Source organism: Rhizobium sp. SEMIA4064 (assembly GCF_003025035.1).
GTDB classification, from domain to species: Bacteria; Pseudomonadota; Alphaproteobacteria; order Rhizobiales; family Rhizobiaceae; genus Rhizobium; species Rhizobium paranaense.
This window is the reverse complement of record NZ_PYJN01000022.1, coordinates 177483-197716: the sequence shown is the minus strand read 5'-3', so window position 1 is coordinate 197716 and position 20234 is coordinate 177483. Positions and strand designations below refer to the sequence as shown.

The 20234-nt window shown below is 60.8% G+C and carries 22 protein-coding genes; 14 read left to right on the top strand and 8 right to left on the bottom strand.

What is annotated here, in order from left to right; genetic code table 11:
• The first annotated feature begins 114 nt into the window (after positions 1–114).
• On the top strand, positions 115–774 hold the full coding sequence (locus C9E91_RS18185; RefSeq protein ID WP_107109671.1) for an LON peptidase substrate-binding domain-containing protein: 660 nt from the start codon (positions 115–117) through the stop codon (positions 772–774).
• Positions 775–783: 9 nt separating this feature from the next.
• A complete protein-coding gene (locus C9E91_RS18180) occupies positions 784–972 on the top strand; it encodes a Trm112 family protein (protein WP_107109670.1) in 189 nt (62 codons plus the stop codon).
• A 30-nt stretch (positions 973–1002) separates the two neighbouring features.
• Here C9E91_RS18180 and C9E91_RS18175 read toward each other — a convergent pair whose 3' ends face one another.
• Complete coding sequence (locus tag C9E91_RS18175) at positions 1003–2217, bottom strand: ubiquinone biosynthesis hydroxylase (RefSeq protein WP_107109669.1); 1215 nt, start codon at positions 2215–2217, stop codon at positions 1003–1005.
• A gap of 83 nt (positions 2218–2300) precedes the next feature.
• On the opposite strand from C9E91_RS18175, the gene tesB reads away from it, so the two are divergent.
• From tesB to C9E91_RS18145, 6 genes are all read left to right on the top strand, one after another.
• A complete protein-coding gene (gene tesB, locus C9E91_RS18170) occupies positions 2301–3185 on the top strand; it encodes an acyl-CoA thioesterase II (RefSeq protein ID WP_107109668.1) in 885 nt (294 codons plus the stop codon).
• 214 nt (positions 3186–3399) lie between these two features.
• Positions 3400–3750, top strand: coding sequence for a P-II family nitrogen regulator (locus tag C9E91_RS18165; RefSeq protein WP_181316108.1), 351 nt, complete (start codon positions 3400–3402; stop codon positions 3748–3750).
• A 28-nt stretch (positions 3751–3778) separates the two neighbouring features.
• Positions 3779–5221: an ammonium transporter gene (locus C9E91_RS18160; protein WP_107109667.1), complete on the top strand. Its 1443-nt coding sequence runs from the start codon at positions 3779–3781 to the stop codon at positions 5219–5221.
• A 278-nt stretch (positions 5222–5499) separates the two neighbouring features.
• Entirely contained in the window at positions 5500–8166 is a 2667-nt protein-coding gene (locus tag C9E91_RS18155; RefSeq protein ID WP_107109666.1) for an FtsK/SpoIIIE family DNA translocase, read from the top strand.
• A 136-nt stretch (positions 8167–8302) separates the two neighbouring features.
• On the top strand, positions 8303–8962 hold the full coding sequence (locus tag C9E91_RS18150; RefSeq protein WP_107109936.1) for an outer-membrane lipoprotein carrier protein LolA: 660 nt from the start codon (positions 8303–8305) through the stop codon (positions 8960–8962).
• Positions 8963–9066: 104 nt separating this feature from the next.
• Positions 9067–9870, top strand: coding sequence for an exodeoxyribonuclease III (locus C9E91_RS18145; RefSeq protein ID WP_107109665.1), 804 nt, complete (start codon positions 9067–9069; stop codon positions 9868–9870).
• Between the two features lie 88 nt (positions 9871–9958).
• On the opposite strand, the gene C9E91_RS18140 is transcribed toward C9E91_RS18145, so the two are convergent.
• Together C9E91_RS18140 and C9E91_RS18135 are read right to left on the bottom strand one after the other, a co-directional pair.
• The gene (locus tag C9E91_RS18140) at positions 9959–10414 is read right to left on the bottom strand and encodes a cyclic nucleotide-binding domain-containing protein (RefSeq protein ID WP_107109664.1); all 456 of its coding nucleotides are present in this window, start codon (positions 10412–10414) and stop codon (positions 9959–9961) included.
• A gap of 9 nt (positions 10415–10423) precedes the next feature.
• Complete coding sequence (locus C9E91_RS18135) at positions 10424–11107, bottom strand: response regulator transcription factor (RefSeq protein WP_107109663.1); 684 nt, start codon at positions 11105–11107, stop codon at positions 10424–10426.
• A 148-nt stretch (positions 11108–11255) separates the two neighbouring features.
• Here C9E91_RS18135 and C9E91_RS18130 point away from each other — a divergent pair, with 148 nt between their 5' ends.
• Together C9E91_RS18130 and C9E91_RS18125 are read left to right on the top strand one after the other, a co-directional pair.
• Positions 11256–11804, top strand: coding sequence for a L,D-transpeptidase family protein (locus C9E91_RS18130; protein ID WP_107109662.1), 549 nt, complete (start codon positions 11256–11258; stop codon positions 11802–11804).
• A gap of 172 nt (positions 11805–11976) precedes the next feature.
• A complete protein-coding gene (locus tag C9E91_RS18125; protein ID WP_107109661.1) occupies positions 11977–12807 on the top strand; it encodes an aldo/keto reductase in 831 nt (276 codons plus the stop codon).
• A gap of 97 nt (positions 12808–12904) precedes the next feature.
• On the opposite strand, the gene C9E91_RS18120 is transcribed toward C9E91_RS18125, so the two are convergent.
• The gene (locus C9E91_RS18120) at positions 12905–13798 is read right to left on the bottom strand and encodes a LysR family transcriptional regulator (RefSeq protein WP_107109660.1); all 894 of its coding nucleotides are present in this window, start codon (positions 13796–13798) and stop codon (positions 12905–12907) included.
• Positions 13799–13921: 123 nt separating this feature from the next.
• Here C9E91_RS18120 and C9E91_RS18115 point away from each other — a divergent pair, with 123 nt between their 5' ends.
• From C9E91_RS18115 to C9E91_RS18105, 3 genes are read left to right on the top strand one after another with little or no spacing between them, the layout of a single operon-like run.
• On the top strand, positions 13922–14317 hold the full coding sequence (locus C9E91_RS18115; RefSeq protein WP_107109659.1) for a (R)-mandelonitrile lyase: 396 nt from the start codon (positions 13922–13924) through the stop codon (positions 14315–14317).
• A 13-nt stretch (positions 14318–14330) separates the two neighbouring features.
• Positions 14331–15320, top strand: a complete 990-nt coding sequence (locus C9E91_RS18110; protein ID WP_107109658.1) for an aldo/keto reductase — start codon at positions 14331–14333, stop codon at positions 15318–15320.
• A gap of 50 nt (positions 15321–15370) precedes the next feature.
• The gene (locus C9E91_RS18105; protein WP_245407523.1) at positions 15371–16084 is read left to right on the top strand and encodes an SDR family oxidoreductase; all 714 of its coding nucleotides are present in this window, start codon (positions 15371–15373) and stop codon (positions 16082–16084) included.
• Positions 16085–16126: 42 nt separating this feature from the next.
• On the opposite strand, the gene C9E91_RS18100 is transcribed toward C9E91_RS18105, so the two are convergent.
• Positions 16127–16639, bottom strand: a complete 513-nt coding sequence (locus tag C9E91_RS18100; RefSeq protein WP_107109656.1) for a MarR family winged helix-turn-helix transcriptional regulator — start codon at positions 16637–16639, stop codon at positions 16127–16129.
• A gap of 81 nt (positions 16640–16720) precedes the next feature.
• On the opposite strand from C9E91_RS18100, the gene C9E91_RS18095 reads away from it, so the two are divergent.
• Positions 16721–17620, top strand: coding sequence for an EamA family transporter (locus tag C9E91_RS18095; RefSeq protein WP_107109655.1), 900 nt, complete (start codon positions 16721–16723; stop codon positions 17618–17620).
• A 96-nt stretch (positions 17621–17716) separates the two neighbouring features.
• On the opposite strand, the gene leuC is transcribed toward C9E91_RS18095, so the two are convergent.
• The 3 genes from leuC to C9E91_RS18085 all read right to left on the bottom strand — a co-directional run bounded on the left by leuC (position 17717) and on the right by C9E91_RS18085 (position 20233).
• Positions 17717–19126, bottom strand: coding sequence for a 3-isopropylmalate dehydratase large subunit (gene leuC / locus C9E91_RS18090; protein ID WP_107109654.1), 1410 nt, complete (start codon positions 19124–19126; stop codon positions 17717–17719).
• A gap of 70 nt (positions 19127–19196) precedes the next feature.
• On the bottom strand, positions 19197–19319 hold the full coding sequence (locus C9E91_RS20065) for a hypothetical protein (protein WP_280749438.1): 123 nt from the start codon (positions 19317–19319) through the stop codon (positions 19197–19199).
• A gap of 89 nt (positions 19320–19408) precedes the next feature.
• Positions 19409–20233 (bottom strand): amino acid ABC transporter permease, encoded by an 825-nt coding sequence (locus C9E91_RS18085; RefSeq protein ID WP_107109653.1) that lies wholly within the window; start codon positions 20231–20233, stop codon positions 19409–19411.
• Position 20234: the final 1 nt, after the last annotated feature.

Here is a 20234-nt window from a genome sequence, read left to right as displayed (position 1 = left end):
CGGGAGAGGGGCTCACATTGTCCTGTGGCGTGGCGTGTGACGGAACAATGTCCGTTGGGTATCGTTCTTACGCATCTCAAAACGAGCGGCGTAGTGAGTAGCGGGACGAAAATCATGCAAGTCGGCAATGCCAGATATTTGAAGCCAAGCGATCTGCCGGAATCGGTGGTTGTCTTTCCTCTGTCCGGCGCTCTACTTCTGCCGACCGGGCAATTGCCGCTCAATATCTTCGAGCCGCGCTATCTTTCGATGTTCGATGCCGCGATGGCCGGCAACCGGCTGGTCGGCGTCGTGCAGCCGGCGCTCGGTGAGCCGCCGGAAACGCCGCATCTTTCGCATGTCGGCTGCCTTGGGCGCATCACATCCTTCGCCGAGACGGGCGATGGCCGCTATATCACCTCGCTGACCGGCATCTGCCGTTTCCGGCTGATGGACGAGATCACCGGCCACCATCCATACCGCAGCTTCCGCATCACCCCCTTCATTTCCGACCTCAAGTCGCGCGACGAAGAGGACAGCGTCGATCGGTCGTCGCTGCTGTCGGCCTTCCGGGCTTATCTCGATGCCAACAAGCTGGAGGCGGATTGGGAGAGCGTGGAGCGCGCCAGCAATATGACGCTGGTGAATTCGCTGGCGATGATGGCGCCCTTCGATCCCGCCGAGAAGCAGGCGCTGCTGGAGGCGCCCGACCTGAAGACGCGGGCGGAAACTTTCATCGCCATCATCGAAATCGTCCTCGCCCGCTTCGGCGATACCGATTCGGTCATGCAGTAAGGGGGTGCGATGGACATCACCGTCAGCAAAGTGGACCCAAAACTGCTCGATCTCCTCGTCTGCCCCCTTACCAAGGGACGGCTGAGCTACGATCGCGAAAAGAACGAGCTGGTGTCGGAAAAGGCACGGCTCGCCTATCCCATCCGTGACGGCATTCCGATCATGCTGATCTCGGAGGCGCGGCGCTTAGAGGATTGAGGCGGCGTTACCGGCAAAGGTAAAAGGACCTCAGATAGCCTCGCCCGCCAGCAGCCGCGGATTATCCCTGGCAACGGTGCCGGCGGCTTGGCCGATAAAGAAGGATTTGAGTTGCGGCAGCCGGTCGACGAGGCCGAGGCCGAAATCGCGGGCGACGCGCAATGGCGTGATGTCGTTGGAGAATAGTCGGTTCAGCACGTCGGTGGTCACCCCCATGCGGAAGGTGTCGAAGCGCCGCCAGGTCTGGTAGCGTTCGAGAATGTTGATCGAGCCGATATCAAGGCCAAGGCGGTCTGCTTCGACGACGGTTTCCGCCAATGCCGCAACATCCTTGAAGCCGAGATTGAGGCCCTGGCCGGAGATCGGGTGGATGCCGTGGGCGGCATCGCCGGCGAGCGCAAAGCGCGGCGCGACGAAGGCGCGGGCGAGCGTCAGGCCAAGCGGGAAGGCGCGGCGGTCACCGACGGTGTGCAGTGCGCCGAGCTTGTGGCCGAAACGGCGCTCCAACTCCTCCTCGAACACCAGATCGTCGGCGGCGACCAGCCGGTCGGCGTCGGATGTGCGCTCGGTCCAGACGAGCGAGGCGCGATTGTTCTTCAGCGGCAGGATGGCGAAGGGGCCGGAAGGCAGGAAATGCTCCTCGGCACAGCCATTGTGCGGCCGCTCGTGCTCGACGGTCACGACGATGCCGGACTGGCCATAGTCCCAGTTTACGGTCTTGATTCCAGCCATGTCGCGAAGTTTGGAGCGCACGCCGTCGCAGGCGACCAGCAGCTTTGCTTCCAGTGTGCTGCCGTCCGAGAGCGTCAGCGTAACGCTTGCGTCGCCGGTCTTGAAGTCCGTGGCGCTGACGCCGTGGCGAATCGTAATCCCCAGGCGTTCGCAGGCGCCACGCAGCGCGCCGACCATGGCGAGGTTCGGGACCATATGCGCGAAGGGCTGCCCTTCCGCCACTTCCCCGTCGAAGGTGAGAAAGACCGGGCGCACGGGATCGCCGGTGCGCGAATCGGTGACGATCATGCGGGTGATCGGTTCCGCTTCCGGCTTGATCTCGTCCCAGATGCCGAAAACCTCCAGCATCTTCGAGGCGGCGGCGATGATCGCCGAAGCGCGCATGTCCTTCTTCCAGGCGGTTTCCGGGGCGGCCTCTATGACCATGACGTCAAGATGGGGCGCTGCCTGCTTGACGGCGACTGCGGCGGCGAGACCCACATAACCGCCACCCACTACCAGCATGTCCAACATAGCGCTTCCCCGTGTCCTACTGTCATTTCCTGTTCTATATAGAGCATCCCATTCGTGGTTCCTACCGTCGGAGTTCAATCAAAATGTCGCGCGAGAACGAGAAACAGACCGCCATGGAAGTCGTGCTCGCGACGCTCGATCTGGAAACGATCGAGATGAACCTGTTTCGCGGCAACAGTCCGCAGGTCGGGTGGCAGCGCGTCTTCGGCGGGCAGGTGATCGGCCAAGCCTTGATGGCAGCACAGCGGACGGTGGCGGGCGAGCGCTTCGTGCATTCGCTACATGCCTATTTCATGCTCCCCGGCGATCCCGCCGTCCCGATCCTCTACCAGGTTGACCGGCTGCGGGACGGCTCGAGTTTCAATACGCGCCGCGTGCTGGCGATCCAGCACGGCAAGGCGATCTTCGCGATGACGGCGTCCTTCCAGGTCGACGAGCCCGGTTTCGAGCATCAAAGCGAGATGCCGCAGGTGCCGGCTCCGGAAGAGCTTATGGACGAACAACAGATCAAGGAACGCTATATCGCCAACGCACCGGAGAATGTGCGCCGCTATTGGGAGCGGAAACGCGCGATCGAAATCCGGCCGGTATCACTCGATCATTATTTCTCCCGTACCGAGCCCAGTCAGCGGCAGGATATTTGGGTTCGCCTGACCGGACCGGTGCCGGATGACCGGCTCTATCGGAATGCCGTGCTTGCCTATCTCTCGGACATGACGCTCATCGACGCAGCGCTGCATGCGCATGGCACCTCGGTTTTCGATCAGGGCCTGCAGGTCGCGAGCCTCGATCATGCCATGTGGTTTCACCGGCCGTTCCAGCTTGATGACTGGTTGCTTTACACTCAGGACAGCCCGAGTGCTTCGGGCGGGCGCGGCTTGGCCCGTGGTAGTCTTTTTACGCGGTCTGGTGTCCTGGTTGCGTCGGTGGCCCAGGAAGGGTTGATTCGTAAAAAGGCAAATGATTAATTGATGGGCAATTTTACAAATTTGCATATTATTTGTGCGTGAGCTTTGCCGCGATCTGCCGCTTTATTAGGTGTCTTACGAAAACACCTTAAATTTCAATAAATTACAATAGTGTCACGAATCTGGCACGTCCCTTGAATGTGTACCTTCGGTCGCTGCTGAAACAGTCGTCAGCGGCAAGGAGAATCGGCTCCGTGCCGAGGGTAAACAAAGGATGGGAAACCAGATGAAAATTGTGATGGCCATTATCAAGCCGTTCAAGCTCGATGAGGTCCGTGAGGCTCTCACGGCTGTCGGCATCCAAGGCCTGACTGTGACCGAAGTGAAGGGTTACGGGCGTCAGAAGGGACATACCGAAATCTATCGTGGCACGGAATATGCCGTCAGCTTCCTGCCGAAGCTGAAGATCGAAGTCGCGGTCGCAACTGAAATCGTCGACAAGGCAGTGGAAGCCATCGCCGCGTCCGCCAAGACCGGACAGATCGGCGACGGCAAGATTTTTGTCTACTCGATTGACCATGCCGTGCGCATCCGTACGGGCGAAACCGATTCAGAAGCGCTGTAAGAAACGGCCGATCAGGGAGTTATTTGCAATGACATCTACAAAGCTTTCCTCCACTCTCGCACGGGTAGGCGCGCTTTCTGCGGCTTTGCTCGCGCCGGCAGTTGCCTTTGCGCAGCAAGCCACGACGGCCGCAGCCCCGGCCGCCGCTGCCGCAGCGCCGGCAATGACCATGGACAAGGGTGACAACACCTGGATGCTGGTTTCCACGGTTCTCGTTCTCCTGATGACCATTCCCGGCCTGGCGCTGTTCTACGGCGGTCTCGTCCGCGCCAAGAACATGCTGTCCGTCCTGATGCAGGTCTTCATGATCACCGCGATGGTCATGATCATCTGGTGCGTCTACGGCTACTCGCTCGCCTTCACCGACGGCGGTTCGCTGAACAGCTTCGTTGGCGGCTTCTCCAAGGCTTTCCTTGCCGGCGTCAGCACCGATCCGAAGGATCTCGTCGAAACCTTCACCAAGGGCGTCGGTATTCCTGAGCTCACCTATGTCTGCTTCCAGATGACCTTTGCCTGCATCACGCCGGCCCTGATCGTCGGCGCCTTTGCCGAGCGCATCAAGTTCTCGGCCGTCATGCTCTTCGTCTTCCTGTGGGTTACCGTCATCTACTTCCCGATCGCTCATATGGTCTGGTTCTGGGGCGGTCCGAGCTCTTACACGGCTCCGACGGGCATGGTCTTCGGCTTCGGCGCGATCGATTTCGCTGGCGGTACGGTCGTTCACATCAACGCCGGTATCGCCGGTCTGGTTGGCGCGATCATGCTTGGCAAGCGCACCGGCTACAAGAAGGAGATTATGGCTCCGCATTCGATGACGCTCACCATGGTCGGCGCTTCGCTGCTGTGGGTCGGCTGGTTCGGCTTCAACGCCGGCTCGAACCTCGAAGCCAACGCTTATGCTTCGCTTGCGATGATCAACACCTTCGTCGCCACCGCTGCCGCCGCTCTTTCGTGGTGCGTCGTTGAAACCTTCACCCGCGGCAAGGCTTCGATGCTCGGTGCAGCTTCGGGTGCCGTCGCTGGTCTCGTCGCCGTCACGCCGGCTGCCGGCTTTGCCGGCCCGATGGGCTCCATCGTCCTCGGCCTGCTGGTTTCGCCGATCTGCTACTTCTTCGTCGATGTCGTGAAGAACAAGTTCAACTACGACGACAGCCTTGACGTCTTCGGTGTCCACTGCGTTGGTGGTATTTTCGGCGCTTTGGCAACCGGTATCCTGGTTAACCCGGCTCTTGGTGGTGCGGGCATCGTCGACTATTCGACGGCCGACTTCGCAGCCTCCTATCCGGGCACCGCAACCCAGTTGCTCGCTCAGTTGAAGGGCGTTCTCACCACGCTGGTCTGGTCAGGCGTCGGCTCTGCGATCCTCTACAAGATCGTCGATATGATCGTCGGCCTGCGCGTGTCGCCGGAAGCCGAGCGCGAAGGTCTCGACCTCGCCTCCCACGGCGAAGCCGCTTATCACAATTCCTAATTTGGAGCTTGCGGCGCCGGAACAAAGTTTCCGGCGCCGCTGAACATCCCGTCGCGGTTCATTTATCAAGGATGAGCCGCTCTTGGCCCGGACCTCGGTTCGGGCTTTTTTTGTTCGCGCGATCGCCTGCCACGCGCCCATATTTCATTGATTCGCCCGCCGCACGCGCATGGTTAACATGGCATTAACCCTCCTCTGATTAGCTAGAGCTGACGTATTTTGTGAACGGCCATGAGGCCGATTCGCGGGTGCTTTCGACAAAGAACGGGCTGGATAATATGGGCAGAAGCAATTCGGCAGCGTTGGGCGGTCCTTCCGGCCGTCTCTCGCTTTCGGGAGTGGTTTGGCGGCAGGTGAGGGGCCTCAGCGGCTTCGCGCTGCTGTTCCTGCTGGCGCTTGCCGTTGCGGCACTGGCGACATGGAACGTCATGGACCCCAGCTATTCCTATGCCACGAGCAATACGCCGACGAACATACTGGGTTTTTCCGGAGCTGCCTTTGCCGACATCATGATGCAGGCGCTCGGGCTTGCCTCCGTCGTCGCGCTGCTGCCGGTCGTCGCCTGGGCTTTCGCGTTGATTTCCAACCGGCGAATCCATCGCGTACCGGCTCGTCTCGGCGCCTGGGTCGGCGGGGCTATCGTTGCCGCCGGTTCCATCGCCTGCTTCCCGGCGCCTCCGACGTGGCCGATCCCGAACGGTATCGGCGGCGTCATCGGCGACATCCTTCTGCGCTTCCCTGCTCTTTTCATCGGCACCTATCCAAGCGGCGTCTTCGCCACCGTCTTCGGCTCCATTCTCGCGATTCCGGCCGCCTGGCTCATGCTGTTTGCTGCCGGCGTTCTCGGCCGCAGCCTGCCGGAAGACGAGGAGGATGAAGAGGAATATGAAAACACGCAGAGCCGTGCGCGCAACGTCGGTGATGACGATGAAGACGACGATCGCGGCGGCTTCCTGGCCTTCGGCGCTCTCATGCATGCCTGGTACAATACGCAGGCGCGTCTTCGTCGCCTGTTCGGCATGGGTCCGCGCAAGCGCCGCGACCACGCCTTCGATGCGCCTTACGACTTCAACGACGACGAGTTCGGCACGCTGAACGAGCCGGTGCGCGCCAAGGCGCCTGTTGTCCGCGGCGAACGCGTCGAACCTTCGATGGACGGTCCGGCGCCGCGCCGCGTCGTTTCTCCGCCATCGATGAGCATCGACGATGACGAGGATGAGGACGATGATCCGTCCTACGAGCGCGAGCTGCCACGCCCGGCCGGCATTCTGCCGGATGATGAGGAGGACGAGTGGGCGCTGCGTGCCGCTTCGCCGAAAGTTCCCGGCGGCCATGCCGGCCACCGCGTCGTTCCTGCCGCCGCCCGCCCGAAACCCGGCATCCGCGCCGAGCGCGAGGCGCAGACCTCCTTCATCCGCCAATACGGTTTCCAGCTTCCGGCCGTGCATCTGCTCGCCGAGCCGAAGACGATCGTGCGGGACGCAACGCTGTCTTCCGATGCTCTGGAGCAGAATGCCCGCATGCTCGAAGGCGTGCTCGAAGACTTCGGCGTCAAGGGCGAGATCATCCACGTCCGTCCCGGCCCGGTCGTGACGCTTTATGAACTCGAGCCTGCACCAGGCATCAAGTCTTCGCGCGTCATCGGTCTTGCCGACGATATCGCTCGCTCGATGAGCGCGATTGCCGCTCGCGTCGCCGTCGTCCCCGGCCGCAATGCCATCGGCATCGAACTGCCAAATTCCACGCGCGAGACCGTCTACCTGCGCGAACTCATCGCCAGCCGCGATTTTGAAAGCTCGAAGGCCAAGCTTGCCATGGCGCTCGGCAAGACGATCGGCGGCGAGCCCGTCATCGCCGATCTCGCCAAGATGCCGCATCTGCTCGTTGCCGGCACCACCGGTTCGGGTAAATCCGTCGCCATCAACACCATGATCCTGTCGCTGCTCTATCGGATGACGCCAGAGCAATGCCGCCTGATCATGATTGATCCGAAGATGCTCGAACTCTCCGTCTATGACGGCATCCCGCATCTGCTCTCGCCCGTCGTTACCGATCCAAAGAAGGCCGTAGTCGCTCTCAAATGGACCGTCCGTGAGATGGAAGAGCGCTACAAGAAGATGTCGAAGATCGGCGTGCGCAACATCGACGGCTTCAACACTCGCGTCGAGCAGGCCGTTGCGAAGGGCGAGGCAATCAGCCGGACCGTGCAGACCGGCTTTGACCGCCAGACCGGCGAGGCGATCTACGAGACCGAGGAATTCGATCTGAAGCCGATGCCGTACATCGTCGTCATCATCGACGAGATGGCCGACCTGATGATGGTCGCCGGCAAGGATATCGAAGGCGCCGTGCAGCGTCTGGCACAGATGGCCCGCGCCGCCGGCATCCATGTCATCATGGCGACGCAGCGTCCGTCCGTCGACGTCATCACCGGAACGATCAAGGCGAACTTCCCGACCCGCATCTCTTTCCAAGTGACCTCGAAGATCGACAGCCGTACGATTCTCGGCGAACAGGGCGCCGAACAGCTCCTCGGCATGGGCGACATGCTCTATATGGCCGGCGGTGGACGCATCCAGCGTGTCCACGGTCCGTTCGTCGCCGATGGCGAAGTGGAAGACATCGTCTCCTACTTGAAAACGCAGGGCTCTCCCCAATATCTCGATGCGATCACTGCCGACGACGATGACGACGACGATGGTCACGGTCCGGCGGGTACGGCCAACCTTTCCGACTCGGAGGATCCCTATGACCAGGCCGTGGCGATCGTGCTGCGCGATGGCAAGGCATCCACCTCCTACATCCAGCGCCGCCTCGGCATCGGTTATAACCGTGCCGCTTCGCTGATCGAGCGCATGGAGCAGGAAGGCCTGATCGGCCCGGCCAACCACGCCGGCAAGCGCGAGATTCTCGTGCCGACCGAAGCGGATGTTCTCGATCGCTAAGGGTTCGCGAGCCCCATGTCACATATCCCGAATATGCTTTCGGAGATTTGATCGCGGCTCGTGATCGAGCATGGGCCGCAGCGCCATGAAGACGCCGATTTTGCGCGCCATGGACAAAGCATTGAAGGAGAATTCGATGAAAAAGACCGATGCACAGCCCTCGACCCGCCTGAACCTCACCCGCCGTCACTTCCTCGGCGCTGTGCTGGCGGCGGGTGCGGCAGGCGCGGCACCCGTTGCGGCCTTTGCGCAGGCGCAGGCTGCAGGTCTCAATCCCGGCATTGCACAGGCGATCGCCGATCATTTCTCGTCCATTAAGACGATGAAGGGCGGCTTCCTGCAGATCGGGCCGCGTGGCGACCAGTTGAGCGGCTCCTTTTTCATTCAGCGCCCCGGCAAGATGCGCTTCAACTATGACCCGCCGTCCCGCATGCGCGTTATCTGCGACGGCAACAACGTGCAGGTCATCAACGACCAGACGCACACGAACAACATGTATCAGCTCTCGAAGACGCCGCTGAGCCTGCTGCTCGCCAACAAGATCGACCTTTCCGCCGACATGGTGCGCAATGTCGACGCGCAGCCGGACCTGACCAAGATCACGCTCGGCAATCGCACCGTCTTCGGTGATTCGACCATCGCCATGATCTTCGATTCCAAGACCTACGACCTGCGCCAATGGACCGTCATCGACCCCCAAGGCAAGACGACCGATGTCATCATCAACAATGTGAAGACCAATCTGTCCTTCGACGACAGCGTTTTCCGGATCGATTATTCCGGCGCGAACCGGTGATGTCCTGCCATCCATGATGGGGCGGGGAGAAGAGATTGAATGATCTTCCTTTTCTCTCCCTGCCGGTCTAAATCCCTAGCCTGATTAGAGATAAGGGTTTGGGCATGGGATTTTCGATTGCGACTTGGAACATCAACTCGGTGCGGCTGCGCATGCCGATCGTCGAGCAGTTCGTGATGCAGACCCGCCCCGATATTCTCTGCCTGCAGGAAACGAAGGTTCCGAACGAGCTCTTCCCGCTGTCGCCTCTGCGGGCGCTCGGCTATGAGCATATCATCGTCCATGGCCAGAAGGGCTATCACGGCGTCGCCATCGCCTCACGCTTCCCGCTGACCGAGGATCATCGGCAGGATTATTGCAATGTCGGCGATAGCAGACATATCTCAGCGATCTTCGAACGCGGCGGCCGGCGTATCCGGCTGCATAATTTCTACGTTCCGGCCGGCGGCGACGAGCCGGATCGGACGATCAATCCGAAATTCGGCCATAAGCTCGACTTCATCGAGGAGATGAAGCGGCTGCATGCCAATGCCGAGCCAAACACCTCCGCGATCCTTGTCGGCGATCTCAACATTGCGCCGCTCGAACACGACGTCTGGTCGCACAAGCAATTGCTGAAGATCGTCAGCCATACGCCGGTTGAAACCGACGGGTTGATCGAGGTGATGAAGCGCGGCGCCTGGCTCGATCTGATGCGCCAGCAGGTACCGGAGCACGAGAAGCTCTATACGTGGTGGAGCTACCGCGCCAAGGATTGGGAAGCGGCCGATCGCGGTCGCCGTCTCGACCACATCTGGTCGTCATCCGATCTCGGCCCGCATCTGCAGCGCATCGAAATCCTGAAAGCGGCGCGCGGCTGGGACCGCCCGTCCGACCATGTGCCGGTGACCGCGCATTTCAATCTCTGAGACTGAATTCAAGAGCTGCCAGGCCAAAGGCCGGAGTCTCGAACCACGAGGGTCGGCCTCCGGTTCCGCAATCGCCGAGGCCGGAGTCTCAGGAAAAGCGATGCAGTAACGCCGCGGCCTGCTTGGCGAGAACGGCGAAATTTTCGCGGACGCGGTTTTGGATGAGCAGACCGGCGTCGGGATATTCCTCGATCAGCCGGTGAAACAGCGCGCGTGTGATGCGGATGACATCGGAGTCCTCCAGCGCCACGGCGGTATATTTGCGCTCCACCAGCGTCACCAGCGCCAGCTCGGAGAGCATGGCACCGGCGTGCACGGTGGCCTCGACATGCGGTTGCCCGTCAGCATCAAGGGTGCTCAGCTCGAAACTGCCGTGGGCGATGACATAGGCGCATTCGGCCGGCGATTTTTCGCGGAACAGAGTAAGCCCGGTCGTGACATGACGGCGGTCGGCGCCGAAGGCGATCAACCGCAATGGCTCATCGCCCATGCCGTGGAACAGCGGCAATTGCGACAGCAGACGGATATCGTCGTTGAGCGCCATCTCTATCGCCTACGGAATGATCTTGTAGCCGCCGTTTTCCGTCACCAGGATTTCGGCGTTGGAGGGATCGCGCTCGATCTTCTGGCGCAGGCGATAGACATGGGTTTCCAGCGTGTGGGTGGTGACGCCGGAATTGTAGCCCCAGACCTCCTCGAGAAGGATGTCGCGGGTGACGACCTTCTGGTCGGCGCGGTAGAGATAGCGGATGATCGCCGCTTCCTTCTCCGTCAGGCGGATCTTCTGGCCGTCTTCCGTGGTCAGCAGCTTCTGGCTCGGCTTGAAGAGATAGCGGCCGACCGTGAAAGTCGCGTCCTCGCTCTGCTCGTGCTGGCGCAGTTGCGCGCGGATGCGGGCGAGCAGCACGGCGAAACGGAAGGGCTTGGTGACATAGTCGTTGGCGCCGGCTTCAAGGCCGAGAATGGTGTCGGAATCGGTGTCGTGGCCCGTGAGCATGATAATCGGAGCCTTGAAGCCGTTCTTGCGCAGCAGCTTCACAGCTTCGCGGCCATCCATATCGGGCAGGCCGACATCCATGATCAACAGATCGACGGGAGCGCCACGGGCGGCCTGGACGCCCTTTCCGGCGGTCGCCTCCTGCAGAACCGTGAACTCCTCATAAAGGGACAGTTGCTCGACCAGCATTTCACGCAGGTCGTTGTCATCATCCACCAGCAGAATGGTGCGTGCGGTCATGCGGTTGCGGTCCTCGTTCTATTGCCTCTTAAGTCCTACGCCAAATTGCATTTTTAGCAAGTCGTGAGGCAGCCCAGGCTTGGTCGTCCAATTGAAACTGCTATGATTTCAAACGAAATCACACGCAAAGCAAAAACATGTGAGGAAAATGCAAAAAGCAAGGGCGGGCGGCAGGCGGGCCGTTTCCACAATCGTCGTCCGTCCGGCGCCGGGGAAACCCACGCGCGCTTTGGTGCAGATCGGGCCGCTGACGGTGCCGGCGGCGATCGGCCGATCGGGGCGCAGCGTGCTTAAGCGGGAAGGGGATGGCGCAACGCCGATTGCGGCGATGAAGCTGCTTTATGGCTTTATTCGTGGCGACCATATCCCCTTCCTTCAGACGCCTTTGCAGATGCGGCGTATTCGCAAGGACATGCTCTGGTGCGACCAACCAGAGGACGCCAATTATAACCGGCTCGTCAAAGCGCCGTTCAAGCCAAGCCATGAAGAGATGCTGCGGCGTGACGGGCTCTACGACATTTGCGTCGTGCTCGATTGGAACATCCGCTCGCGCCGGCGCCATCGCGGCTCGGCAATCTTCTTTCATCTGATCAGGCCTGGCTACGAGCCGACGGCGGGCTGCGTCGCAGTCAATCTTCGCGACATGCAGCGAATCCTTCCGCTGCTTCGCAAGGGGACGATCATCCGGGTTCTCTGAGCGGTGGGCTGGGATTAAAATTCTGGGTAGTGGGCTGGGGTTAAAATACCGACATTCCCCACTATATAGGTTTGCGACCGGTGCGCCCGCGCGGGCTGAGGCCGGAACCTTTTCTTTGCGAATTTAAATCACGCCTTCACTCCACCCACCTCTCATTCCTTGGAGACTTATCGTGACCACGCAACCGACAATCACGTTCAATGACGGCAATGCCATTCCGCAGGTCGGCCTTGGCGTCTGGCAGACGCCGGAAAACGTAGCGCCCATGGCTGTCAGCACGGCCCTGAAGGCCGGCTATCGCCATGTCGACACGGCTGCCATCTATGCCAATGAAGATGGCGTCGGCGAAGGCATGCGCCAGTCCGGCGTTGCCCGCAAGGATATCTTCCTGACCACCAAGCTCTGGAACGAAGCCCAGGGTTTCGACTCGACCCTGAGGGCATTCGATGAAAGCCTGAAGCGCCTCGGCACCGACTATGTCGATCTCTATCTCATCCATTGGCCGTCGCCGCATCGTGGTCGCTATCTCGATAGCTGGAAGGCTTTCCTGCGCATCAAGGAAGAAGGCCGTGCCCGCTCGATCGGCGTTTCCAATTTCGGCAAGGAACATCTGGACCGCATCATCGGCGAGACCGGCGTCACCCCGGTGTTGAACCAGATCGAGCTACATCCGACCTTCCAGCAGAAAGCCCTGCGCGAGGTGCACGACAAGCTCGGCATCAAGACGGAGTCCTGGAGCCCGCTCGGCCAGGGCCAGCTTCTCGGCAATGCCGTCATCGGCAAGGTCGCCGCCAAGCATGGCCGCACGCCGGCTCAGATCATCATCCGATGGCACATAGACAACGGGCTGATCGTCATCCCGAAATCGGTGACACCGAGCCGCATCGAAGAAAACCTCAAGGTGTTCGACTTCAAGCTTGATGCGGATGATCTCGCCGAAATCGCCAAGCTGGATTCGGCTGGCGGACGCATCGGGCCGGACCCGATGAAGGCAGCGTTCTGATCGTCGGAGTTCGTGGAGGGATTACCTCTTCGCCTGATATTCGGAGGCCCGGAGCGAATACTCCGGGCCGCTCTGCGTCTTTGCAGTCGCGACCTCTTCAAATGCGGCGGCGGAGTGCATTGACCACCAGGGCGAAGGCCGGTGAGGCCTGCCGCCTGCTTGGATAGTAGAGGTGGTATCCGGTAAATGGCGGGCACCAATCCTCGAGAACCCTGACGAGCCGCCCGTCGTGAAGATAGGGCTGCACGACATCCTCTGGAAGATATGCCAACCCCAAACCTGCCAAGGCCGCATTCAGGCGGAGCGCGATATTGTTGAACACGAGCTGGCCTTCGACCCGCACCTTCAACTCCCGTCCTTCCTTCTCGAATTCCCAAGCGTAGATGCCGCCATAGGTCGGCAGGCGCAGATTGATGCAATTGTGACCGGTCAGATCCTGCGGTGTCAGGGGTTTCGGCCTGTTCTCAAAATATGCGGGAGCGCCGACGGCGGCCATGCGCATGTCCGGGCCGATGCGAACCGCGATCATGTCTCTCGCCACCTGTTCGCCCAGCCGAACGCCGGCATCATACCGTTCGGCGACGATATCGGTCAGGCCATAGTCGACGATAATCTCCACATGGACATCAGGGTATTGCGGCAGCAATGGTTCCAGGGCCGGCCAAAGGATGGTTTCGGCCGCGTGCTCGCCGGCGGTGATGCGAATGGTGCCCGCCGGCTTTTCGCGAAATTCGCTGAGGGCGGCCAGTTCATTTTCGATCTCGTCGAAGCGGGGACCTATGGTCACCAGCAATCGCTCGCCTGCTTCGGTCGGCGAGACGCTGCGGGTGGTGCGCGTTAGCAGCCTCAGCCCCAGACGAGCCTCAAGTCCCCGGATGGTATGGCTGAGCGCCGATTGCGAAACCCCGAGTTTTGCGGCTGCTTTGGTGAAACTCTGTTCCCGCGCCACGGCGAGGAACGCAATCAGGTCATTGATGGGCTGACGCGGCATTCATGAATCTTTCTCATAAGCCTTTGCCACTTCTACCATCTAATCGAGACTAATCGCACGTCCTAAATTCCGAGCATCAGCAGCCGACTTCATCGTGCTGCCTTTCGATAAAGGACAAAGATCATGGACATCAAACGAAACGGTTCGCAGCCATCGGGCAAGGGACCGGCCGACTGGTTCACGGGAACGGTGCGTATAGATCCGCTGTTCCAACCCCATGATTCCACGCGTGCGGCCGCTGCCAGCGTCACATTCGAGCCGGGCGCTCGCACGGCATGGCATACCCACCCCGTCGGCCAAACCCTGATCGTGACGGCCGGGCTCGGCCGGGTGCAGCGCGAGGGTGGCCCGATCGAAGAGATACGGCCAGGGGATATTGTCTGGTTCGCTCCGGGCGAGAAGCATTGGCACGGCGCTTCTTCCACCACGGCCATGACTCATATCGCCATCCAGGAACACCGCGACGGCAAGGTCGTCGAGTGGATGGAGCATGTCAGCGACGAGCAATATCAAGCCTGAGGGAGAAGAAGCCATGCAGATGCGCAAACTTGGAAACAACGGTCTCGAAGTCTCAGCCCTCGGTCTCGGCTGCATGGGCTTGAGCTATGGCTATGGCCCGGCAACGGACACGCAGGAGGCAATCAAGCTGATCCGCTCGGCCTTCGAACGCGGCGTCACCTTCTTCGACACCGCCGAAGCCTACGGCCCCTACAAGAATGAGGAGCTTCTGGGCGAAGCCTTGGCGCCCATTCGGGAAAAGGTCGTGATCGCAACGAAGTTTGGTTTCGAATTCGATGCGAATGGCGGCCAGAGCGGCATGAACAGCCGGCCGGAACACATCCGCAGCGTTGCCGAAGCCGCCCTGAAACGCCTGAAGACCGACGTCATCGACCTGTTCTATCAACATCGCGTCGATCCGAATGTCCCGATCGAGGATGTCGCCGGTGCGGTGAGGGATCTGTTCCGGGAAGGCAAGGTCAAGCATTTCGGATTGTCGGAGGCCGGCGCGCAGACGATCCGGCGTGCTCACGCGGTCCAACCGGTCGCAGCCCTTCAGAGCGAATATTCGCTCTGGTGGAGAGAGCCGGAACAAGAGGTTCTGCCGACACTCGAAGAACTTGGCATCGGCTTCGTTCCCTTCAGCCCGTTGGGGAAAGGCTTCCTCACTGGCGCGATCAGCGAAAACACCACATTCGACAGCAAGGACTTCCGCAACATCGTGCCGCGCTTCACGCCGGAAGCCCGAAAAGCCAACCAAGCCCTTGTCGATCTGCTTGGCACGATCGCGGTGCAGAAGCGGGCAACATCGGCTCAGATCGCCCTTGCCTGGCTGCTCGCGCAAAAGCCCTGGATCGTTCCGATCCCCGGCACCACCAAGATGCACAGGCTTGAGGAGAACATCGGAGCGGCTGATGTCACGCTTACCACCGACGATCTCCGCAATATCGAAAATGCCCTTTCGCAGATCGCTGTGCAGGGGGACCGTTATCCTCCGCATCTGCAAGCAAGGGTCAACCGCTAAGGGCAAGCCGCCCGGAAAGGAAAAGCCATGACAAAGGCATCACGGACAAGGTGGTTGTCATCACCGGAGCAAGCAGTGGCCTCGGCGAGGCGGCTGCCCGCCGTCTGGCGAAAGACGGAGCGAAACTGGCGCTCGGCGCTCGTCGTCTCGATCGCTTGAAGACTCTTGCCGAAGAGCTTTCGCTGGATCCTCAAGCCGTTCTGCAGACTGATGTGACGCAGTTCGAGCAGGTCAAGCGTCTCGTCGATCATGCAGTGAAGCTCCACGGCCGCATCGACGTCATCATCAACAATGCCGGGCTGATGCCGCACTCCCCTCTGGAGCGCTGCAGGATTGAGGATTGGGATCGCATGATCGATGTGAATCTCAAGGGCGTACTTTACGGCATCGGCGCGGCGCTGCCCCACATGAAGGCGCAGAAGAGCGGTCACATCATCAACGTGTCCTCGGTGGCCGGCCACAAGGTCAATCCGGGAGGAGCGGTCTATGCCGCAACGAAGCATGGTGTGCGGGTGATCTCCGAGGGGCTGCGGCAGGAGGTCAAACCTTACAACATCCGGACAACCATTATCTCGCCCGGTGCGGTCGCAACCGAACTTCCCGACAGCATCACCGAAGCCGACGTCGCCGAGCGTGTCCGGAAGGTCTATGAACTTGCTATTCCCGCCGATTCCTTTGCGAGCATGGTTGCGTTTGCCATGAGCCAGCCGGAAGACGTTGACATCAACGAGATCCTGTTCAGGCCGACCCGACAAGAATATTGAGCGTGAAAGTGGCCCGTGATCTGCGGGCCACTTTTCGGAGGTTCAGTTTGCGGCGGAGTTCTCCAGCGCAGGGGTTTCGAGGTCGGCCAAATATTTGCCGAGCAAAGCGTTCAGCGCTGCTCTCTCTTCCTCTGACAGACCTGCGACAAGACGGGCCTGTGTCTCGACATGGGCCGCCACTGCGCTGTCGATCAGCGCAAATCCTTTTTCGGTCAGCGATACCAGAAAGCTGCGGCCGTCTTCGGGGTTCGTACTACGGGCAACGAGACCTGCTTTTTCCAGTTGATCAATGCGGTTGGTCATGGTGCCGGAGGTAACCATCATGGCGGCCATGAGATCGCTGGGTGAGAGAGCATAGGGCGCTCCCGAGCGGCGCAAGGTCGCCAGCACGTCGAAGGTTGCGCGATTCAAGTCGAATTGCGCGAAAGTCCTCTCCATCTCGCGGCCGAGATGGTGGGCGACGTTTCCGAGGCGGCCGATCAATCCCATCGGAGTGGTGTCGAGATCGGGCCGTTCCCTTTTCCATTGGGCAAGAATCTTGTCGATGCGATCCATGCCGAGACATCGCCATGGAAAAATCTTGACGTCAAGATATTTTGAATTACCTTGAGGTCAAGATAAATTCGGACGTATGACATGACGCGCAATTCCGACCTGTTACTGACCGCCGTCTCGCCGGCAATATGGGGCAGCACCTATCTGGTAACGACGGAACTTCTGCCGGCCGGCTATCCACTGACGGTCGCCTTGTTGCGTGCGTTGCCCGCCGGGCTGCTTCTGCTCGCCATTGTCCGGCGATTGCCGCATGGCATCTGGTGGGCGAGGTCGCTCGCCCTCGGGGCGCTGAATTTCTCCGTCTTCTGGTGGATGCTGTTTATCTCGGCCTATCGGTTGCCGGGCGGAGTGGCGGCGACCGTCGGCGCCATACAGCCGTTGATCGTCATCGTGCTCGCGCGGCTCTTGCTCGGCTCGCCGATCCGCGGCCTTTCCATTGTGGCGGCCCTTGCAGGCATTGTCGGCGTCGCCTTCCTGATCCTTACGCCGCGGGCGGCGCTCGATCCTCTCGGCATTGCGGCTGGGGTTGGCGGTGCCGTCTCCATGGCGACCGGCACTGTGCTCAGCCGGCGCTGGCGGCCGGATGTCTCGCCACTCACCTTCACCGCTTGGCAATTGACGTCAGGCGGCTTGCTGTTGCTGCCTTTCGCCCTGATGATGGAACCGCCGCTTCCCTTTCCAACTGCCGCCAATATCTTGGGTTTTGCCTATCTCGGCCTCATTGGAGCGGCGCTCACCTATATTCTCTGGTTTCGCGGCCTGTCGCGGCTGGAGCCATCCGTCGTCTCGCCGCTCGGCTTTCTCAGTCCGATGACCGCGGTGATCCTCGGCTGGTGGGTGCTGGACCAGCAACTCAGCCCGATTCAGATCCTGGGCATTGCCATCGTGCTCGGCAGTGTCTGGCTCAGTCAACGCGCGCAGCAGCTTCCTTCCGTCAGGAAATCAGCGCCCGCCGATCCGGCAATCGCGTCGGAACGATAGAGTAGCGAGGTGGGGAGCTGATCAGTGCTCTCTCCATTGAGCCAAACAAAAAAGGCGGCCCGAAAGCCGCCTTTTCCATTGGTTATCTAAAACCGATCAGTTCCATTCGCGGATATCGACGAAGTGGCCGGCGATCGCGGCGGCTGCGGCCATGGCGGGCGACACCAGATGCGTGCGGCCTTTGAAGCCCTGGCGGCCTTCGAAGTTGCGGTTCGAGGTCGAAGCGCAGCGCTCACCCGGCTTCAGGCGGTCGTCGTTCATGGCGAGGCACATGGAACAGCCCGGCTCGCGCCAGTCGAAACCGGCAGCCTTGAAGATCTTGTCGAGGCCTTCGGCTTCCGCCTGTTCCTTCACCAGGCCGGAGCCCGGAACGATCATGGCGTTGACGGTCGAGGCCACCGTCTTGCCTTCGACGACCTTGGCGACAGCGCGCAGGTCTTCGATGCGGCCGTTGGTGCAGGAGCCGATGAAGACGCGGTCGATATTGATCTCGGTCATCGGCGTGCCCGGCTTCAGGCCCATATAGTCGAGCGCACGCCACTTGGAGGCACGTTTGGTCTCGTCCTGGATCTCGTCTGGGTTCGGAACGATGCCCTGCACGGAGACGACGTCTTCCGGCGAAGAGCCCCAGGAGACGATCGGCGGCAGGCTTGCGGCATCGAGCTTGACGACGCGGTCGTAATGCGCGCCTTCGTCCGACTTCAGCGTCTTCCAGTAGGCGACTGCCTGTTCCAGTGCTTCGCCCTTCGGCGCGCGCGGCTTGCCCTTGATGTATTCGAAGGTGGTCTCATCCGGCGCGATCAGGCCGGCGCGGGCGCCGCCTTCGATCGACATGTTGCAGATGGTCATGCGGCCTTCCATCGACAGCGCGCGAATGGCTTCGCCGGCATATTCGATGACGTAGCCGGTACCGCCGGCGGTGCCGATCTCGCCGATGATGGCGAGGATGATGTCCTTGGCGGTGACGCCGGGCGGAAGCTGACCGTCGACCTGCACCAGCATGTTCTTCGCCTTCTTCTGGATCAGCGTCTGGGTCGCCAGAACATGCTCCACTTCGGACGTGCCGATGCCGTGCGCCAGCGAGCCGAAGGCGCCGTGGGTCGAGGTGTGGCTGTCGCCGCAGACGATGGTCATGCCGGGCAGGGTGAAGCCCTGCTCGGGGCCGATGATGTGGACGATACCCTGGCGCTTGTCGTTCTCGGAGTAGTATTCGACACCGAATTCGGCGGCGTTCTTGGCGAGCGCCTCGACCTGGATGCGGCTTTCCTCGTTCTTGATGCCGAGATGGCGATCGGGCGAGGTGGGGACGTTATGGTCGACGACGGCGAGCGTCTTTTCCGGCGCGCGGACCTTGCGGCCAGTCATGCGCAGGCCTTCGAAGGCTTGCGGCGACGTCACTTCGTGAACGAGGTGACGGTCGATGTAGAGAAGACAGGTGCCATCGTCTTGGGCGTCAACGAGATGGTCATCCCAGATTTTGTCGTAAAGGGTGCGTGGAGCGCTCATGGCTACAAATCCATATTGGCATTGTCGAAAATGGGGGGTGACGGATCAGGACCGTCGGCCTCGGGAGTGATCAGCGAAGTCGGCTGTTGAGCGCGCCCGAAATCATCGCAAAGAATCGGGCCGGCAGGCGCTTGTGGTCCTGCAGCACGAAAGCCGTGACGACTTGTCCGTCTTTGCTCATGATCTTATTCATGCCGATGCTCATACCAATTTTCAAAACCTTCGGCAATGGTGGCGATGTGACAGCATTCTGTCGCACAAAACCGCGAAGTCGATCCAACGTCACCGTCTATGCCGTTCGCGCATCCGTTTCTCGAACCTGCGCAGCACCAGCGACAGGCCGACCGTCAGGATCAGGTAGATATAGGCGAGGATCGAGTAGCTTTCAAAATAGCGAAAGGAACCGGAGGAGTAGATCTTGGCAAGCTGGGTGATGTCGGCGACGCCGAGTACGGAAACCAGCGAGCTGTCCTTCACCATCGCAATGAAATCGTTGGAGAGCGGCGGGAAAATGACGCGAAAGGCCTGCGGCGCGACGACATGGCGGAAACGCCGGTAGCGCGACAGGCCAAGTGCCTTCGCCGCCTCGATCTGACCGTTATCGACGGCCTGGATGCCGGCACGGAAGACTTCGGCGATGAAGGCGGCATAGGCGATCATCAAGGCGACGATCGCTCGCCACATCAACGGCACGTCGCGCACCAGAAGCGGCTCGGTCCAGCCGGCTGCGGCAAGCGGCGATGTGACCGTATTGTAGAGCGCGACGAAGGCCGGCGCGCCGACGAAGGCAATATAGGACAGCAGCACCAGGATCGGGATGCCGCGAATGACTTCGACATAGAAGCGGGAGGTCTGGCGCAGGATCAGGCTGTCCGTAAGACCGAGCAGCGCGACGCCGAGGCCGAGCGCCATCGCCAACGTGAAGGCGACGATCGTGACGAAGATCGTCGTACCGATGCCTCGGACGACGGTCGTGAAGACCTGCGCGTAGAGATCGCTGGTGACGATGGCGATTGCAATGACTATGCCGATAAGAACAAGGACGACCAGCCACCAGGGAAAGTCGTCCTTGCTATGGTGCCCGCCCGGGCCTGCTTGCTGCACCATC

What these genes read in the sequence shown, in the direction of transcription:
- C9E91_RS18185 (WP_107109671.1), top strand. Translation starts at nt 115, where the DNA reads ATGCAAGTCGGCAATGCCAGATATTTGAAGCCAAGCGATCTGCCGGAA.
- C9E91_RS18180 (WP_107109670.1), top strand. Translation starts at nt 784, where the DNA reads ATGGACATCACCGTCAGCAAAGTGGACCCAAAACTGCTCGATCTCCTC.
- C9E91_RS18175 (WP_107109669.1), bottom strand. Translation starts at nt 2,217, where the DNA reads ATGTTGGACATGCTGGTAGTGGGTGGCGGTTATGTGGGTCTCGCCGCC.
- tesB (WP_107109668.1), top strand. Translation starts at nt 2,301, where the DNA reads ATGTCGCGCGAGAACGAGAAACAGACCGCCATGGAAGTCGTGCTCGCG.
- C9E91_RS18165 (WP_181316108.1), top strand. Translation starts at nt 3,400, where the DNA reads ATGGGAAACCAGATGAAAATTGTGATGGCCATTATCAAGCCGTTCAAG.
- C9E91_RS18160 (WP_107109667.1), top strand. Translation starts at nt 3,779, where the DNA reads ATGACATCTACAAAGCTTTCCTCCACTCTCGCACGGGTAGGCGCGCTT.
- C9E91_RS18155 (WP_107109666.1), top strand. Translation starts at nt 5,500, where the DNA reads ATGGGCAGAAGCAATTCGGCAGCGTTGGGCGGTCCTTCCGGCCGTCTC.
- C9E91_RS18150 (WP_107109936.1), top strand. Translation starts at nt 8,303, where the DNA reads ATGAAAAAGACCGATGCACAGCCCTCGACCCGCCTGAACCTCACCCGC.
- C9E91_RS18145 (WP_107109665.1), top strand. Translation starts at nt 9,067, where the DNA reads ATGGGATTTTCGATTGCGACTTGGAACATCAACTCGGTGCGGCTGCGC.
- C9E91_RS18140 (WP_107109664.1), bottom strand. Translation starts at nt 10,414, where the DNA reads ATGGCGCTCAACGACGATATCCGTCTGCTGTCGCAATTGCCGCTGTTC.
- C9E91_RS18135 (WP_107109663.1), bottom strand. Translation starts at nt 11,107, where the DNA reads ATGACCGCACGCACCATTCTGCTGGTGGATGATGACAACGACCTGCGT.
- C9E91_RS18130 (WP_107109662.1), top strand. Translation starts at nt 11,256, where the DNA reads ATGCAAAAAGCAAGGGCGGGCGGCAGGCGGGCCGTTTCCACAATCGTC.
- C9E91_RS18120 (WP_107109660.1), bottom strand. Translation starts at nt 13,798, where the DNA reads ATGCCGCGTCAGCCCATCAATGACCTGATTGCGTTCCTCGCCGTGGCG.
- C9E91_RS18115 (WP_107109659.1), top strand. Translation starts at nt 13,922, where the DNA reads ATGGACATCAAACGAAACGGTTCGCAGCCATCGGGCAAGGGACCGGCC.
- C9E91_RS18110 (WP_107109658.1), top strand. Translation starts at nt 14,331, where the DNA reads ATGCAGATGCGCAAACTTGGAAACAACGGTCTCGAAGTCTCAGCCCTC.
- C9E91_RS18100 (WP_107109656.1), bottom strand. Translation starts at nt 16,639, where the DNA reads ATGGATCGCATCGACAAGATTCTTGCCCAATGGAAAAGGGAACGGCCC.
- C9E91_RS18095 (WP_107109655.1), top strand. Translation starts at nt 16,721, where the DNA reads ATGACGCGCAATTCCGACCTGTTACTGACCGCCGTCTCGCCGGCAATA.
- leuC (WP_107109654.1), bottom strand. Translation starts at nt 19,126, where the DNA reads ATGAGCGCTCCACGCACCCTTTACGACAAAATCTGGGATGACCATCTC.
- C9E91_RS20065 (WP_280749438.1), bottom strand. Translation starts at nt 19,319, where the DNA reads ATGAATAAGATCATGAGCAAAGACGGACAAGTCGTCACGGCTTTCGTG.
- C9E91_RS18085 (WP_107109653.1), bottom strand. Translation starts at nt 20,233, where the DNA reads ATGGTGCAGCAAGCAGGCCCGGGCGGGCACCATAGCAAGGACGACTTT.